The organism is Mycobacterium sp. NGS54, from assembly GCF_059812465.1.
Map to the genome: position 1 here is coordinate 39855 of NZ_JCALCS010000011.1, position 16160 is coordinate 56014.

The window sequence follows — 16160 nt, forward strand, 5'->3', positions numbered from 1 at the left end:
CCTAAGTTGTTTGGTTACCCTATCCTCATCCCTGCGCGGCCCGCTACCACCCCCCGAGCCGAGGAGACAGATGGTCCCGAACACGACGCGGCCTGCGGCGGGCTTGGCGGGATTCGTGCCGTTCCCGGCCGGCCGGGCCGCGGCCTATCGCGCGGCCGGCTACTGGACCGGACGGACCCTGGACACGATCCTCACCGACGCGGCGCAGCGCTGGCCGAACCGGACCGCCGTCATCGACGCCGGGACGGACGCCGGATTCAGCTACGCCGAACTCGACGAGCGGGCCAACCGCGCGGCGATCGGTCTGCGCCGGCTCGGCGTCGCGCCAGGCGACCGGGTCCTGCTGCAGCTGCCGAACGGCCGCGAGTTCGCCGCGGCGCTGTTCGGGCTCGTGCGGGCCGGGGCGGTTCCGGTGATGTGCCTTCCCGGCCACCGGGCCGCCGAATTGGGCCACTTCGCCGCGGTCAGCGCGGCGACGGCTCTCGTGATACCCGGCGCCGCAAACGGTTTCGACTACCCGGCGATGGGGCACGAGCTCGTCCAGCAGCACCCGGCGATAAAGCATGTGATCGTCGACGGCGACCCCGGGGAGTTCACGGCGTGGGCGCGGCTATGCGAACAGGACGCCGTCGATCCGCCGGCCCCGGCGTCCGACCCGGGAATGCCTGCCCTGCTGCTGGTTTCGGGCGGCACCACCGGCACCCCCAAGCTGATCCCCCGCACCCACGACGACTACGTGTTCAACGCGACCGCCAGCGCCGAGGTCTGCCGGCTCACCGCGGACGACGTCTATCTCGCGGTGCTGCCCGCGGGCCACAACTTCCCGCTGGCCTGCCCCGGCCTGCTGGGCGCCATGTCCGTCGGCGCCACGACGGTGTTCGGCACCGATCCCAGCCCGGAGGCCGCCTTTGCCGCCATCGCGCGCCACCGCGTGACCGTGACGGCCCTGGTGCCGGCGCTGGCCAAGCTGTGGGCCCAGGCCTGTGAGTGGGAGCCGGTGACCCCGAAGTCGTTGCGGCTCCTGCAGATTGGTGGGGCGCGACTGGAGCCGGCCGAGGCTCGCCTGGTGCGCGCCACGTTGACCCCGGGCGTGCAGCAGGTGTTCGGCATGGCGGAGGGGCTGCTCTGCTACACCCGCCTGGACGATCCGCCGGAAATCGTCGAGAACACCCAGGGCCGGCCGCTGTGCGCGGCCGACGAACTGCGCATCGTCGACGGGGCCGGCGAACCGGTGACACCGGGCGAAGAGGGCGAGCTGCTGGTGCGCGGGCCGTACACCCTCAACGGCTACTTCCGGGCCGAACGCGACAACGAGCGCTGCTTCGATCCCGACGGCTTCTACCGCAGCGGCGATCTGGTCCGCCGCAGGGACGACGGCTACCTGGTGGTCACCGGCCGGATCAAGGACGTCATCTGCCGCGCCGGTGAGACGATCGCGGCGGCCGACCTCGAAGAGCACATGCTGGGCCATCCCGCGATCCGTTCGGCCGCGGCGGTTCCGCTGCCCGACCCTTATCTGGGTGAAAAGATCTGCGCCGCGGTCGTTTTCGCCCACCAACCGTTGACCCTCGCCGAGCTCAACGCCCACCTCGACGCGCGCGGCGTGGCCGCCCACGCGCGTCCCGACATGCTGGTCGGGATGGCGGCGCTGCCCACCACCCCGATCGGCAAGATCGACAAGAAGGCGATCGCGCGACAGCTCGGCGGACCGTAAGCGCCTCTCCGGCCGCGGTCAGCGGCCGCTGAGCGTCAGCGTCCCTTCGGTTTTGAGGACCTTGTTGGCGGTGATCCGCTCGGTCTTGCGGGCCTCGCGCTCGAGGTAGCGCTGCTTGGATTCGTCGAATTTGTCGCTGGCCACCTCGAGTTCCTTGATCAGCACCCCGAGATCGTCGCGCATGCGCGCCGCCTCGCCGGTGAAATCCTCGCGCTCGAAGATCCGCCATTTCTTCAACACCGGCATGACCACCTCGTCGAGATGGATGCGCGGGTCGTAGACGCCACCGACCGCGATGATCACGGCCTTGCGCCGAAACTCCGGCACGGTGAACCCGGGCATCTTGAAGTTGCGCAGGATCCGGTGCACCGAACGCATCGCCTGGTTGGGCGCGATGTCCAGACCGGCGGCGCTGACATCCCGGTAGAAGATCATGTGCAGGTTCTCGTCGTGCGACACCTGGGCCATCAACTGTTCCGCGATCGTGTCGTTGGCGGCTTTGCCGGTGTTGCGGTGCGAGACGCGGGTGGCCAACTCCTGAAACGACACGTACATGACCGAGTCGAAGAGGCTCTCAGCGAACATGTCGCCCTGGTGGTTCTGGCCGGGACTGAAGCCTCGGGTCATTTGCTCCAGGCGAAGCTTCTCCAGCTCGACCGGGTCGACCGCGCGCGTGACGACCAGGTAGTCGCGCAGCGCCGTGCTGTGCCTGTTCTCCTCGGCGGTCCAGCGGTTCACCCATTGGCCCCAGGGGCCGTCCATGGTGAAGTTCATCGCGATCTCGCGGTGATACGACGGCAAATTGTCCTCGGTCAACAGGTTTTGCACCATCGCGACCTGCGCCACATCGGACAGCTGGCTCTGTCCCGGCTCCCAGTCCTGGCCGTCCAGCGCGTAGAAGTTCTTGCCGTCCGACCACGGAATGTAGTCGTGCGGGTTCCATTCCTTGAACAGCGACAGGTGGCGGTCGAGCAGCTTCTCGACCACGGGTTCGAGCTCGCGAAGTAACTGCAAGTTGGTCAAGGCATCGGACACGGAGCCCTCCCAGTTATGTGTTTCGATCAGTAACACTGAATTTACGTGTGTCAGCCAGTTACACCAAGATGACACGCCGGGAGGAGCCGAAATAGGGCCGAAAGTCCCATGGGAGGGAGAGCTGCCGCACAACTGCGGCGCGGCAAGGGCGAACCGCCTTACCGCCGCAGGTCGGGCGCTATTGCCGGGCGATCAGGTAGGGCGCGAGCGTCGACAGCTTTTCGCAGGTCTCCTCGAACTCGCGCTCGGGCTCGGACTCCTCGATGATGCCCGCGCCGGCGCGCAACCACGTCCTGCCGTCGCATTCGTAGGCCGCGCGCAGCGTCAGCGCCGCGTCCAGGCCGCCGTCCGCCGAAACCATCATGACCGCACCGGAATAGAGGCCGCGCGGCCCTTCGTCGAGGCGCAGGATGGCCTCGACGCCGGCCGCCTTCGGGATGCCCGACGCCGTGACGGCCGGAAAAAGCGCCTCCAGCGCATCCATCCGGTCCCTCGACGCGTGCAGGCGGGCGCTGACCGTCGAGCCGAGGTGCTGCACGCTCCCCCGCTCCCGCACCGTCATGAAATCACTGACCACCGAGGTCCCCGGTTCGGCGATCTCGGTCACCTCCTGCAGCGAGCTGCGTACCGAGATGGCATGTTCGACAATCTCTTTGGAGTTCGACTCCAGTTCGTCCCGGGCCTGACGGTCATGCGCCGCGCCACGACCGAGCGCGCGCGTCCCGGCCAGCGGTTCGGTCACCACCGTCCCGTCGTGGTGCACGGCCGCAACCAGCTCGGGGCTGTAACCCACGGCGCGCATGCCGCCGAGCCGCAACAAGAAGGACCTCACCGGCGTGTTGTGCCGACGGCCCAGCCGGTAGGTGGCCGGGAAGTCAAGCGGGAAAGGCACTTCGACGCAGCGCGACAAGATCACCTTGTGGTACTCGCCCTCGGCGATCTCACGGACGGCGGCCGCGACTCGAGTGCGGTAGCCCGACGGGTCGTCGCTCAGGTCGATGGAGCGGGCGTTCGGCAGGCTCCCGGCGCCGTCGCTCAACAGTTCGCGCACCGCGTCGACGTGGGCGACGTCGGCCCCGTAAAGATGAACCGCCTCCCGGTTCACCACGATGCGGGTGCGGGGCCAAAAAACCCGGGCCAACGGAGTGTGCTGGGCCAGGCGCTGCTGCAGCCCGTAGCGGTACACGCCGAACTCGAAGGCGACCCAGCCGAAAAGCTGGTCGGTTTCCAGCAGCAGCCGGTCGATGGCTTCACCCAGCACGGGTCCCGGCCGCGCGGACCATTGTTGCCGCTGCGTGGTGCCGTCGCGGATCACCCGTAGCTCGTCGCTGTCCAGCTCGATCATCGCGCGCACACCGCTGGCCAGGACCCATTGCCCGTCGCGCTCATAGAGGAGGTACTCCTCGCCCGAGCGCTCGGGCAGCGTGGCGGCCAGCCGAGCCGCCAGGTCAGCCGGGTGGGTGTCGGGAGGCAACGGAATCGGTGACGTGGTGCCGGCGGAACTCGTCTCGACGCTGACATCGGTCACGGTTAGTAAATGTAGCCTAACCTATCTAATGCGGCGCAACCCCACCCCTACGGAGGCCGAAAGGCGCCGCTCGGCGCCGCCACGCCCATCCCCACAGTGAATCCCCAGAAAAGTCACAGAGGATTCACGCCGAGCGGCCCACACCTGCCCCTACCAGCACCGCTGTGACCACTGGCTTTTGGCAGAATCCGCGATTGCGTTTCGCTGACGTTAAACGCGGGATTTCCGGCGATTTCTGAGTGGCGGGGCCCTTAAGTGCGGGGCTAAATTTTTGCACGATCATCGGGATGTCCGTGGTGACCCCCTTGCGGACGGTGCTTTCCCTGATCACCTGATCACTGAAGAGAGGCACCAAATGCTGCAGGAGTTTTGGCAAAACTTCACCCACAACCTGTTCAAGCCGCTGCTGTTGTTCTTCTACTTCGGGTTCCTGATCCCGATCCTCAAGGTGCGGTTCGAGTTCCCGTACGTCATCTATCAGGGCCTGACGATGTATCTGCTGCTGGCCATCGGTTGGCATGGCGGTGAAGAGCTCGCCAAGATCAACGCCTCGAGCATCGGGGTCATCGTGGGATTCATGGTGCTGGGCTTCGTGCTGAACTTCCTGATCGGCGCGATCGCCTACGCGTTGATGGGCTGGCTGACCTCCCTGAGAAAGGTTGACCGTGCAACGGTCGCCGGTTACTACGGATCGGATTCGGCCGGAACGTTTGCCACCTGTGTGGCCGTCCTCGCCGCAGTCGGCATCGCGTTCAACCCCTACATGCCAGTCATGCTGGCCGTCATGGAGATTCCCGGCTGCCTGGTAGCGCTGTACTTCGTGGCGCTGCTGCGCCACCGCGGCATGGACGCGGCGGGAAACATGCCCGACGAGCCCGGGTACACCCCACCGGTCAAGGTCGGCATCGGGCCCGGAACGGCGGCAAAGCCGCCGCACGGCCAGAGCCTCGAGGCGGAGCATGAGCGCGCCGTCGAACAGGAGCTGGAGCTCGCAATGGAAAAGCTCGAGCATCCGACCTGGGAGCCCGACCAGAGTCCAGCGATCGGCAAGGCCAAGAGGATGCCCATGTTCTCCCGTGAACTCCTGCAGGAGGTGTTCCTGAACCCCGGACTCGTCCTCCTCTTCGGTGGCATCGCGATCGGGCTTATCAGTGGGTTGCAGGGACAGAAGGTCGTCGCGGACGACGACAGATTCTTCGTATTGGCATTCCAAGGCGTGCTGTGTCTGTTCCTGCTCGAGATGGGCATGACGGCCTCCCGCAAGTTGAAAGACCTTCGAACGGCGGGCCCCGGTTTCATCGCATTCGCCCTCTTGGCACCGAATATCTTTGCGCCGCTGGGGATTATCGTCGCCCACACCTACGCGTCGCTCACCCACGCCGATTTCAAGCCGGGAACCTACGTGTTGTTCGCCGTGCTCTGCGGCGCGGCGTCGTACATCGCCGTTCCGGCCGTGCAGCGGCTGGCCATCCCCGAGGCCAGTCCGACCCTGCCGCTAGCGGCATCGCTGGGTCTGACCTTTTCCTACAACGTGACCATCGGAATCCCGCTCTACATCGAGCTCAACCGCCTGATCGCGCACTGGTTCTAGATTTCGGTAGGGCCGACGGCTGAGCGCGGGACCGGGCCCGCATCACCGCGCCTGTGGTGCCCAGGCTGTGATGCGATCCTGCGTCGCCCAGGATCGTGCGAACCGACGAAAAACCCTAACCACGCCGGGCCGGCCGGATGGTTAGACACCCCGCGGTTGACGTGATGTTTCCACGATGTTTCCGAGACACCACACCGCGCGTCGACCGCTCGTAAAAGTGATGTCAATTGTTCGTAAAGACGCGTTAACTGAGGCCGCCACAGATGCCGCGGGTAGGAAACTGCATGAGTTCCATATGAATTGGACCCACGCATGTTCGAACCGTTGTCGAGAGGGCGCTGACCGTGGTACAAGCGATAACCGTCGCGGCCGAAAAGCCCCGCAATGGCCTGGCGGGCCTCAAACACTGGCGTTACGACCTTCGGTCGGGTTTCACCGTAGCCATGATCTCGCTGCCGTTCTCTATGGGAATCGCGATGACTTCGGGTGCGCCGCCGATCTGCGGGATCATGTCGGCGATCATCGCCGGCTTCATCCTGCCGTTCATCGGCGGCTCGTATGTGACCATCAGCGGTCCGGCCGCGGGACTGGCGCCGGCACTATTCGCCGGCATGATCTCACTGGGTCACGCCCGCCTGGGACACGGCGGCTCCACATCGCAATTGCTCGCCGTGGGATACCCCCTGGTCCTGGTGGCCATCGCCATCGCGGGCGTGCTGCAGGTGATCCTGGCCAAGTTGAAGGTGGCGCGCCTGAGCGCGATTTTCCCGGCCGCGGCCATCCACGGCATGCTGGCGGCGATCGGTCTGATGATCATCGTCAAGCAGATCCCCCTCTTCATGGGAGTCAAGTTCGAAGCCCACGAATTCTGGGCGGTCCTGGGCGAAGTGCCCGGCCATGTTCACTCGATGAACCCCAAGATCTGCGCCCTGGGGATCGGCTGCCTGGCGGCGCTGTTCGCGCTCTCGGTCGCGCCCTGGCGGCTCCTGAAGGTGATGCCGCCCCCGGTCTGGGTGTTCTTGGGCGGCACGCTGGTCAGCACGCTGATCTTGAAGTTGGACAAGCACTATCTGATCAACATTCCCGACTCGCTCGAACACGGGATCGTCTTCCCCCAGTTCGGTGAGGCATTCAGCGATGCCGCACTGTGGCTGCCCCTGGCCTACCTGGTGATCACCCTGCTCCTGATCGACGCGACCGAGTCCCTGGCGACGATAGCGGCCGCGGACAACATCGACCCCTATCGCCGCCGGTCCGACCCGGACAAGACGTTGCTGGCCATGGGCGTGTCCAACGGCGCCTCGAGCATGCTCGGCGGCCTGACCATCATCCCCGGCATGGTCAAGACCACGGCGAACGTCCTGGCCGGCGGCCGGACCCAGTGGGCCAACTTCTACAACGCCTGCTTCCTGCTGACCTTCCTGCTGTTCGGCCGCTACGTGATCGACATGGTCCCGATGGCCGTCCTGGGCGCCATCCTGGTGTTCATCGGCTACAAGCTGTGTAAGCCCGCGCTCTGGCTCAAGATCGCGCGGATCGGGACGGAGCAGCTCGTCGTCTTCGCCACCACATTGCTGGTGACTGTGACGACGGACCTGCTCATCGGCATCGGCGTCGGCGTCGCCCTGGAGTTGGTCTTGAACCTCTGGTACGTCGGCCTCTGGCACACCCTGAGCAACGGGTCGGCAGACGCCAAGCCGAATTTCGCCGTGCGTTTCCTCAGCCTCTTCCGCAATCCGGTGTCCGAACGGCAAGTCGACGAAGGCACGTACCACCTCTACTTGGATGGTCCCCTGGTGTGCTTCAACCTGTTCCACGTGATTCGGGAGCTGGGGCAACTTCCGGACGGTACCCGGGCGGTGTATCTCCACTTGAGCTCCCGGGTCCCTCTGGTCGATCACACGACAAGTGAGTCCCTCCGTTATTACCTCGAGGAGTTCAGCGGCGAAGACCAGAGTCCGAGGCTGGTGATCGAGGGATGGGACCACATGCGGTCCCTGTCCAGCCATGAGACGAGCACGCGGATCGCCATAGCGACCGTCGACAAGGTGGCCGTCACGAACGTCGACTTCACGGATATCGAAAAGGTGGCCATCATCGATATCGAGAAGATGGCCGCCGTGGATCGAGCCGAACAAGAGTTGAGGGTCGCTCAGGCCACGGATTGACGGCCGACTGAGTACTACCCCAGCAGGGTGCGCACCACCGCGTCGGCCAGCAGCCGGCCGCGCGGGGTGAGCACCAGCCTGTCGCCCTCGGATACCAACAGCCCGTCCGCGACCGAGGTTTCGGCGCGCTCGCGTTCGGCGGCGGTCAACCGATTCAGCGGAAGGCCTTGACGCAGCCGGGTTTTCAGCAGCACCTCCTCGGTGTGCAGCGCGTCGGTGTCCAACTGCTCGAAACCGGAGACCGGCAGTTCGCCGGCGGCCAACTTCTCGGCATAGGCGTTGGGGTGCTTGACATTCCACCAGCGCGTCGCGCCGACATAACCATGGGCGCCCGGCCCCGCACCCCACCACTGGCCGCCGTCCCAGTAACCGAGATTGTGCCGGCACTCACCGCCGGGTCGGCACCAGTTGGAGACCTCGTACCACGACAGCCCGGCCCCGGAGAGCCGGGCGTCGACCAATTCGTAGCGGTGCGCCAGCACGTCGTCGTCGGGAGCCGCCAGCTCCCCGCGCCGCACCCGCCGCGCCAGCGCGGTCCCCTCCTCGACCACCAGGGCGTACGCGGACACATGGTCGACGCCGGTGTCGATCGCGGTGTCGACGGAGCGCAGCAGGTCGTCGTCGGACTCCCCCGGCGTCCCGTAGATCAGGTCGAGGCTGACGTGCTCGAAACCCTCGGCCAGCGCCTCGCGGGCCGCGGCCGCCGATCGGTTCGGCGTGTGGATCCGATCGAGGACGCCGAGCACCCGCGGCGACACCGACTGCATGCCGAGCGACACCCGGGTGAACCCCGCCGCGCGGATCGCCGCGAAAAAGTCCGGCCAGGCCGACTCCGGGTTGGCCTCGGCGGTGACCTCGGCATTCGGCGCGAGAGCAAAGTTATCCCGCACCATGTCCAGCAGCTTGGCGACGCGCGCGCCACCCAGCAGCGAAGGCGTGCCGCCGCCGACGAACACGGTGCTCACGGTCGGTCCGCCCAGCCGCGCGGCCGCCAGCCGCAGCTCCGTTCCCAGCGCCTCCAGCCAGGCGTCGGGGTTGACGCCGCCCAGCTCGGCCGGGGTGTAGGTGTTGAAGTCGCAATATCCGCAGCGGGTTATGCAGAACGGGACGTGCAGGTACAACCCGAACGGCTGCCCGGGGTTGGGCCGCACTGCGGGCAGCTCCACTGTGGCCTCGCGAAGGGTCATGCCGAATTTTCCCATGGCGCCGGCCCGCGGCGGCCAGGGAGATGGATCGAGGCAGGTCACCCGCGGTAAAGGGGCGACCGATCACGGCGCGACCATTCCCAGACGATTAGCGGCTGCGTATGCCCGGGCGTCCAGGGACGCTCCGTACTTTGGGTCAGCGTGAGGCAAAATATGACCTGACGACAAAGCCCATCGCAGGCCATGGCACAATGGCGGGCGTGACCGTCGCCAACCGCAGCCTGCGTATCGCCCTCGTGGCTCGGCGGCACATTGATCTCAAGCGCGTTTGCAGCTGTTGTTGTCGCTGTCTGCCTTGATGCCGTAGACCCGCCCCACCAGTAACTCAGCTGGCTGCCGGATCTGCGCAGCCGAAATAAAAGCGGTGTGCTGCGCGTCCAAGCCTGCGATGTTCGCGAAGGAGATCCGATGACCACAGCCCGTCCCGCGAAGGCTCGCGACGAGGGCCAGTGGGCGCTCGGGAATCGCGAGCCGCTCAACGCCAACGAAGAGTTCAAGCAGGCCGGTCCGCCACTTGAGGTCCGGGAACGCATCGAGAACATCTACGCCAAAGAAGGCTTCGACAGCATCGAGAAGAACGACCTGCGCGGCCGAATGCGCTGGTGGGGCCTGTACACCCAGCGTGAGCAGGGTTACGACGGCAGCTGGACCGGCGACGAGAACCTGGACACGCTCGAGGCCAGGTACTTCATGATGCGCGTGCGCTGCGACGGTGGCGCGCTGTCGGCCGCTGCCCTGCGCACGCTCGGACAGATCTCGATCGAGTTCGCCCGCGACACCGCCGACATCTCCGATCGGGAGAACGTGCAATACCACTGGATCGAGGTGGAGAACGTCCCCGAGATCTGGCGGCGGCTCGACGCGGTCGGCCTGCAGACCGCCGAGGCGTGTGGCGACTGCCCGCGCGTGATTTTGGGCTCGCCGCTGGCCGGCGAATCGCTGGACGAGGTGCTCGACCCCACCTGGGCGATCGACGAGATCGTGCGCCGCTACATCGGCAAGCCCGACTTCGCCGACCTGCCGCGCAAGTACAAAACCGCCATCTCGGGCCTGCAGGACGTCGTCCACGAGGTCAACGACATCGCGTTCATCGGCGTCAACCACCCCGAACACGGCCCCGGCCTGGACCTGTGGGTCGGCGGCGGCCTGTCGACGAACCCGATGCTGGGTCAGCGGGTCGGCGCCTGGGTTCCGTTGGAAGACGTGCCCGAGGTCTGGGCGGCGGTCACTTCAGTGTTCCGCGATTACGGCTACCGGCGGCTGCGTGCCAAGGCGCGGCTCAAATTCCTGATCAAGGACTGGGGCATAGAAAAGTTCAGGGAGGTTCTCGAGACCGAGTACCTCAAGCGCCCCCTGATCGACGGCCCGGCGCCCGAGCCGGTCGCGCATCCGATCGACCATGTCGGGGTGCAGCGGCTCAAGAATGGCCTCAACGCCGTCGGGGTCGCCCCGATCGCGGGGCGGGTGTCCGGCACCATCCTGGCCGCGGTGGCCGACCTGGCCGAGCGGGCCGGATCCGACCGCATTAGGTTCACCCCGTATCAGAAGCTGGTCATCCTCGACATCGCCGACGAGAAGCTCGACGATTTCGTCGCCGGCCTCGAGGCGCTGGGGTTGCAGTCGCGGCCTTCACATTGGCGCCGAAACCTGATGGCGTGCACCGGGATTGAATTCTGCAAGCTGTCCTTCGCTGAAACCCGGGTGCGGGCACAGTCGTTGGTGCCGGAGTTGGAGCGTCGCCTCGAAGACATCAACTCCCGCCTGGACGTGCCGATCACGGTCAACATCAACGGCTGCCCCAACTCGTGCGCGCGGATTCAAGTCGCCGACATCGGGTTCAAGGGTCAGATGGTCGACGACGGTGACGGCAACTCGGTCGAGGGCTTCCAGGTGCATCTGGGCGGCAGCCTCGGCCTGGACAGCGGTTTCGGCCGAAAACTGCGTCAGCACAAGGTCACCAGCGACGAGCTGGGTGACTACATCGAGCGAGTGGTACGCAACTTCATCAAGCACCGAAGCGACGGTGAGCGATTCGCGCAGTGGGTCGTTCGCGCCGAGGAAGGCGATTTGCGTTGAACGGAGAGCTGACGATTCCGACGGAAGCCCAACTGCGCCAGTTGGCGGCGCGGGGCGCCGCCGAACTCGAGGGCGCCAGCGCCACCGAGCTGCTGCGCTGGACCGACGAGAACTTCGGCGGCGTCAACGGGCCGCGCGGCTGGGCGACGTGCAACTACGTCGTGGCGTCCAGCATGCAGGAGGCCGTGCTGATCGATCTGGCCGCCACGGTGCGCCCGGGCGTGCCGGTGATGTTCCTGGACACCGGCTACCACTTCGTGGAGACCATCGGCACCCGGGACGCCATCGAGTCGGTCTACGACATCCGGGTGGTCAACGTCACGCCCGAGCACACCGTGGCCGAGCAGGACAGGCTGATGGGCAAGGACCTGTTCGCGCGCGACCCGGGCGAGTGCTGCCGGCTGCGGAAAGTGGCGCCGCTCGGTAAGGCCCTGCGCGGCTACTCGGCGTGGGTGACCGGGCTACGCCGCAGCGACTCACCGACCCGGGCCAACGCGCCGATGATCAGCTTCGACGAGGGCTACAAGCTGGTGAAGATCAACCCGCTCGCGACGTGGACCGACGACGACATGCAGAACTACATCGACGAGCATGACGTGCTGGTCAATCCCCTTGTCTACGACGGCTATCCGTCGATCGGTTGCGCCCCCTGCACCGCCAAGCCGGCCGAAGGCGCCGACCCGCGCAGCGGGCGCTGGCAGGGGCACGCCAAAACGGAATGCGGGTTGCACGCGTCGTGACCGGCCTGCGCCGGCGACGATGCAGCGGGGGCGCCCCCAGCCGCGAAGCGGCGAGGGGGACGAAGCGATGAGGAGAAGCGGCGCCATGACCTTGGTCCTCACCGCGCACGGCAGCGAGGATCCACGCTCGGCCGCCAACGCGCGGGCCGTCGCACACCGGGTGGCGCGCCTACGGCCCGGCCTGGACGTGCGGCTGGCCTTTTGCGAGCTGAACGCCCCCAGCCTGGCCGACGTGCTCGGCGGCCTGCGGGGCGAGGCGGTGGTCACCCCGTTGCTGCTGGCCGACGCCTACCACGCCCGCATCGACATCCCGGCCCAGATCGCCGACTCGCGTGTCGACGTCGCCCAAACGGATGTGCTGGGCGAGGATCCACGCCTGATCTCGCTGCTGCGGCAGCGGGTTACGGACTTGGGCGTCTCCCCGCACGACGAGCGGGTCGGCGTGCTCGTGGCGGCGATCGGGTCGTCCGACCCGATGGCCAACGCGCGGACTCGGCAGGTGGCGCCCCGCCTGCTGGCGGGCACCGGCTGGGCGGGGGCGACGACGGCGTTCGTGACCCGTCCGCAACCGTCGCTGGCCGAGGCCGCCGGCCGGTTGCGGCGGCAGGGCGCCCGACGGGTGGTCATCGCCCCGTGGTTCCTGGCGCCGGGGGTGCTGCCGGACCGGGTGCGGAGGTTCGCCGACTACGCCGGCATCGAGTTGGCGGCACCGTTGGGCGCGCACCGGCTGGTGGCCGAGACGGTGCTGGATCGCTTCGACCGGGCCCGCAGGACTCGAGCCGACCGGATCGCCGCCTAAGATTTGAGTCGACCAGGCACGCTGCCTCGCCAACGTCACGAGAGCAGCGCTCGACGGCCGGCACGCTCCGCGAAGGCATCTAGCGCGCCGAGAACTTCGGGTGCGCGCCAGGCCCGATTACGGGCCTGGTCGGTGAACTCGACGATTATCTTGGCCTCAGCAAGCGGGTCCAAGTATCGGTAGACGTTGCTGATCGCGATGTTCAGTTGATCGCTGACCAGTTGGGCGTTAATCACTGGGCGTTTGATGAGCAGGTCCGCCACCCGGTGCACGGCCGAGTTCCGGCGGGCGGTGATCTTCGATTCCCACCGCCCTCTGATCGTTTGCAGATCATCCACCAGGTGTCGACCATTGACGACAGCCAGGATCGATGCCTCCGACATTTTCTCGACTATCGGGGCAGGATCGCCTCCGCGATAAGCGGTTAACGCCTGGAAGTACGCATTGGTGTCCACCAGCAGGCCCGCCGACACCGGCACCGTGACCTGACGAACTAACCGCTTGTTGCGCAACATCGACTGGACCAAGGCTCTGCCGGTCCGCCCGTTGCCGTCGGGGAACGGGTGGATGGTTTCGAATTGTGCGTGCGCAATTGCGATTTGCGGAAGGATCGCTATACCACTGCGCTTGGCAAATCGGATCAGATCATCAATGGCACCAGGGACACGGTCCTGGTGCGGCGCAATGAAATCGGCGCCGCGCGGGCCGAAGTTGCCTCCGCCGACCCATACCTGCTCGGTGCGCCATTTGCCGGCGATGCTCGGTTCACTCTCATGCATCAGCGCGTAATGCATGGCGAGAATGGCCTCGTCGCTGATCTGGTCGGCTAGGTCGATGGCCGCTTGCATCGCCTTGGTGTTGGCGACGATCATCGAAGCGTTGCGGCGCTTGGAATTTCCCAGCGTTTCGGCTTCGGCGATCGCGCGCGCGGATGCCGTCAAGTTCTCGATTTTAGAGCTGGCGGCTGATTCTGTCCGGAGCAGCACGGAGGCGAATGGGGCGATCTCGCCCCCTAGTTCTGTGTCGAACCGCGCGATCTCCTGACCGGCCTCCTCGGCGTCGGCGAGAACCTCAGGCGGCAGGCTAACGTTGAGGTTGGCAATCTCGGCAGGGATGGCGGCCTGGTACTCACCGGACTGGCGCTGGGCGGCGCGCAGGCCGGAACGCTGGTAGCGCGCCTCGGTGGGCGTACGCCAGATAAGGGTTTCGTATCCCACTGCTGTGCCCGAACTAACGGATGACATGGAGTAATTTTATCATCACTTAGATCGCTAAATGATAATAAGCCTTCCCGTTGTTATCAGTTTCGTCGCCTCGGCGCGCATCGTGGAGGCCCGAACTTTCCCGTAAACTTCGTGGCTTGAACACCCGCTCGATTGGAGCTTTGCTGGCCGCGCTGGTGGTGGGCCTGGCCGGGTGTGGCGGCGGCAGGAACGCGGCGACGCCGGCCTCGACGGGTCCCTGTGAGATCGTGCCCAACGGCACACCCGTTCCCCAAAAGCCTTCGGCGCCTTCGGTTTCGGCAGGCATCGCGACGAACCCCGAGAACGCGACCGGCTACCGCCGCGACATGACCGTCGTGCGAACGGCGCGCTACGCCGTGGCCACCGCCAACCCGCTGTCGACCCAGGCGGCGTGCCGGGTGTTGCGCGACGGCGGCACGGCAGCCGACGCCCTGGTGGCCGCCCAGGCGGTGCTGGGGTTGGTCGAACCGCAGTCGTCGGGCCTGGGCGGCGGCGGATTCGCGCTGTATTACGACGCCCGCGCCGGTTCCGTTCAGGCCTACGACGGCCGCGAGGTGGCCCCCGCGGCGGCAAGCGAGAACTACCTGCGCTGGGTCAGCGACGCCGACCACGGCGCGCCCATGCCCGACGCGCGAGCCTCCGGACGATCGATCGGGGTCCCGGGCATTCCGCGGCTGCTCGAACTCGTGCACAACGACCACGGGCACCTGCCGTGGCGCGATCTCTTCGCCCCCGCGACGGCGTTGGCGGACAACGGATTCGACATCAGCCCCCGCATGGCCGCCGCCATCGCCGACTCGGCGGCAGCACTGCGCGTTGACCCGCAGGCGCGCGGATACCTGCTCAACCCGGACGGCGTCCCCAAGGCCTCGGGGACGCGGCTGACCAACCCTGCGTACTCGAAGACCCTGTCCGCCATCGCCTCCGCGGGCGCCAACGCCTTCTACACCGGCGACATCGCCCACGACATCGTCGCGGCGGCACGGGACACCTCGGACGGCCGCACGCCGAGCCTGATAACCGAGGAGGACCTGGCGGGCTACGTCGCCAAGCGGCGCGACCCGTTGTGCATGACGTATCGCGGCCGGCAGATCTGCGGCATGCCCGCGCCGTCGTCGGGCGGCGTCACGGTGGCCGCCACGCTGGGAATCCTCGAGCACTTCCCGATGGGCCAGTATCCGCCCACCAACGTCGACCTCAACGGCGGTCGCCCGAGCGTGATGGGTGTTCACCTGGTCTCCGAAGCCGAGCGGATGGCCTACGCCGACCGCGACAAGTACGTCGCGGACCCCGATTTCGTCGGAATGCCCGGCGGTTCCCTCGCTGCGCTGATCGACCCGGGCTATCTGGCCGGACGCGCCGCGCTGATTTCACCGCAGCGCAGCATGGGAACCGCCAAACCGGGAGACTTCGGCACACCCACCGACGTCGCACCGCCCGGGACCGAGCACGGCACCAGCCACGTCAGCGTCATCGACTCCTACGGCAACGCGGCCGCGCTCACGACGACCGTCGAGGCGACGTTCGGTTCGTTCCACCTGGTCGACGGGTTCGTGCTGAACAACCAGCTCACCGATTTCGCGGCCGACCCCCGCGCGGCCGAGGGATCGCCCGCCGCCAACCGCGTGCAGCCCGGCAAACGGCCGCGAAGCTCGATGGCGCCGACGCTGGTGTTCGACTCCTCGCCGACGGGACGCGGCGCGCTGTACGCGGTGACGGGATCGCCCGGCGGTTCGACGATCATCCAGTTCGTCGTGAAAACGCTTGTGGGGATGCTGGATTGGGGCCTGGACCCGCAGCAGGCGGTGTCGCTGGTCGATTTCGGTGCGCAGAACTCACCACCGACCAACGTCGGCGGCGAAGACCCCGAGATCAACACGTCCGACAACGGCGATCATGACCCGCTGGTGGCTGGCCTGCGCGCCCTGGGACACCAGGTCAACCTGGCCGACCAGTCCAGCGGTCTGTCGGCGATCACCCGCAGCTCATCGACCTGGACCGGGGGCGCCGACCCGCGCCGCGAGGGTGCGGTCATGGGCGACAACGGATAACGCTGGCTC

Annotated in this window: 13 protein-coding genes; 8 read left to right on the forward strand and 5 right to left on the reverse strand. The window is 66.8% G+C overall.

Features of this window, described 5'->3' with window-relative positions; all coding sequences use genetic code 11:
• Positions 1–70 precede the first annotated feature (70 nt).
• Positions 71–1714: a (2,3-dihydroxybenzoyl)adenylate synthase gene (locus tag AC5Y5E_RS29155; protein ID WP_499907300.1), complete on the forward strand. Its 1644-nt coding sequence runs from the start codon at positions 71–73 to the stop codon at positions 1712–1714.
• Between the two features lie 18 nt (positions 1715–1732).
• Here AC5Y5E_RS29155 and AC5Y5E_RS29160 read toward each other — a convergent pair whose 3' ends face one another.
• Together AC5Y5E_RS29160 and AC5Y5E_RS29165 are read right to left on the reverse strand one after the other, a co-directional pair.
• Positions 1733–2749 carry an acyl-ACP desaturase gene (locus AC5Y5E_RS29160; RefSeq protein WP_499907302.1) on the reverse strand — a complete coding sequence of 339 codons (1017 nt, stop codon included), beginning with the start codon at positions 2747–2749 and terminating at the stop codon, positions 1733–1735.
• A 178-nt stretch (positions 2750–2927) separates the two neighbouring features.
• On the reverse strand, positions 2928–4277 hold the full coding sequence (locus AC5Y5E_RS29165) for a salicylate synthase (RefSeq protein ID WP_499907304.1): 1350 nt from the start codon (positions 4275–4277) through the stop codon (positions 2928–2930).
• Between the two features lie 355 nt (positions 4278–4632).
• On the opposite strand from AC5Y5E_RS29165, the gene AC5Y5E_RS29170 reads away from it, so the two are divergent.
• Together AC5Y5E_RS29170 and AC5Y5E_RS29175 are read left to right on the forward strand one after the other, a co-directional pair.
• Positions 4633–5868, forward strand: a complete 1236-nt coding sequence (locus AC5Y5E_RS29170) for a sodium-dependent bicarbonate transport family permease (protein ID WP_499907306.1) — start codon at positions 4633–4635, stop codon at positions 5866–5868.
• Positions 5869–6212: 344 nt separating this feature from the next.
• Positions 6213–8036, forward strand: a complete 1824-nt coding sequence (locus AC5Y5E_RS29175; RefSeq protein ID WP_499907308.1) for a SulP family inorganic anion transporter — start codon at positions 6213–6215, stop codon at positions 8034–8036.
• A gap of 14 nt (positions 8037–8050) precedes the next feature.
• Here the strand turns inward: AC5Y5E_RS29175 and hemW are convergent, their stop codons facing one another.
• Positions 8051–9223 (reverse strand): radical SAM family heme chaperone HemW, encoded by a 1173-nt coding sequence (gene hemW / locus AC5Y5E_RS29180; protein WP_499907310.1) that lies wholly within the window; start codon positions 9221–9223, stop codon positions 8051–8053.
• A gap of 209 nt (positions 9224–9432) precedes the next feature.
• Here hemW and AC5Y5E_RS29185 point away from each other — a divergent pair, with 209 nt between their 5' ends.
• On the forward strand, positions 9433–9540 hold the full coding sequence (locus AC5Y5E_RS29185; protein WP_499907519.1) for an Ms4527A family Cys-rich leader peptide: 108 nt from the start codon (positions 9433–9435) through the stop codon (positions 9538–9540).
• Here AC5Y5E_RS29185 and AC5Y5E_RS29190 read toward each other — a convergent pair.
• Complete coding sequence (locus tag AC5Y5E_RS29190) at positions 9500–9622, reverse strand: hypothetical protein (protein ID WP_499907529.1); 123 nt, start codon at positions 9620–9622, stop codon at positions 9500–9502. The genes AC5Y5E_RS29185 and AC5Y5E_RS29190 overlap by 41 nt on opposite strands.
• Positions 9623–9649: 27 nt before the next feature.
• Here AC5Y5E_RS29190 and AC5Y5E_RS29195 point away from each other — a divergent pair, with 27 nt between their 5' ends.
• The 3 genes from AC5Y5E_RS29195 to AC5Y5E_RS29205 all read left to right on the forward strand — a co-directional run bounded on the left by AC5Y5E_RS29195 (position 9650) and on the right by AC5Y5E_RS29205 (position 12856).
• Positions 9650–11317, forward strand: a complete 1668-nt coding sequence (locus tag AC5Y5E_RS29195; RefSeq protein ID WP_499907312.1) for a nitrite/sulfite reductase — start codon at positions 9650–9652, stop codon at positions 11315–11317.
• Positions 11314–12057, forward strand: coding sequence for a phosphoadenylyl-sulfate reductase (locus tag AC5Y5E_RS29200; RefSeq protein WP_499907314.1), 744 nt, complete (start codon positions 11314–11316; stop codon positions 12055–12057). The genes AC5Y5E_RS29195 and AC5Y5E_RS29200 overlap by 4 nt, the downstream gene beginning before the upstream one ends.
• Before the next feature lie 67 nt (positions 12058–12124).
• On the forward strand, positions 12125–12856 hold the full coding sequence (locus AC5Y5E_RS29205) for a sirohydrochlorin chelatase (RefSeq protein ID WP_499907316.1): 732 nt from the start codon (positions 12125–12127) through the stop codon (positions 12854–12856).
• Between the two features lie 35 nt (positions 12857–12891).
• On the opposite strand, the gene AC5Y5E_RS29210 is transcribed toward AC5Y5E_RS29205, so the two are convergent.
• Positions 12892–14100 carry a Fic family protein gene (locus AC5Y5E_RS29210; RefSeq protein ID WP_499907318.1) on the reverse strand — a complete coding sequence of 403 codons (1209 nt, stop codon included), beginning with the start codon at positions 14098–14100 and terminating at the stop codon, positions 12892–12894.
• A 116-nt stretch (positions 14101–14216) separates the two neighbouring features.
• Here AC5Y5E_RS29210 and AC5Y5E_RS29215 point away from each other — a divergent pair, with 116 nt between their 5' ends.
• Complete coding sequence (locus AC5Y5E_RS29215) at positions 14217–16151, forward strand: gamma-glutamyltransferase family protein (RefSeq protein ID WP_499907320.1); 1935 nt, start codon at positions 14217–14219, stop codon at positions 16149–16151.
• The last annotated feature ends 9 nt before the right edge of the window (positions 16152–16160 follow it).

Excerpts from the sequence above, each read along its gene's own strand:
- AC5Y5E_RS29185 (WP_499907519.1), top strand. The coding sequence starts at position 9,433 with ATGGCGGGCGTGACCGTCGCCAACCGCAGCCTGCGTATCGCCCTCGTG.
- hemW (WP_499907310.1), bottom strand. The coding sequence starts at position 9,223 with ATGACCCTTCGCGAGGCCACAGTGGAGCTGCCCGCAGTGCGGCCCAAC.
- AC5Y5E_RS29210 (WP_499907318.1), bottom strand. The coding sequence starts at position 14,100 with ATGTCATCCGTTAGTTCGGGCACAGCAGTGGGATACGAAACCCTTATC.
- AC5Y5E_RS29155 (WP_499907300.1), top strand. The coding sequence starts at position 71 with ATGGTCCCGAACACGACGCGGCCTGCGGCGGGCTTGGCGGGATTCGTG.
- AC5Y5E_RS29170 (WP_499907306.1), top strand. The coding sequence starts at position 4,633 with ATGCTGCAGGAGTTTTGGCAAAACTTCACCCACAACCTGTTCAAGCCG.
- AC5Y5E_RS29205 (WP_499907316.1), top strand. The coding sequence starts at position 12,125 with ATGAGGAGAAGCGGCGCCATGACCTTGGTCCTCACCGCGCACGGCAGC.
- AC5Y5E_RS29195 (WP_499907312.1), top strand. The coding sequence starts at position 9,650 with ATGACCACAGCCCGTCCCGCGAAGGCTCGCGACGAGGGCCAGTGGGCG.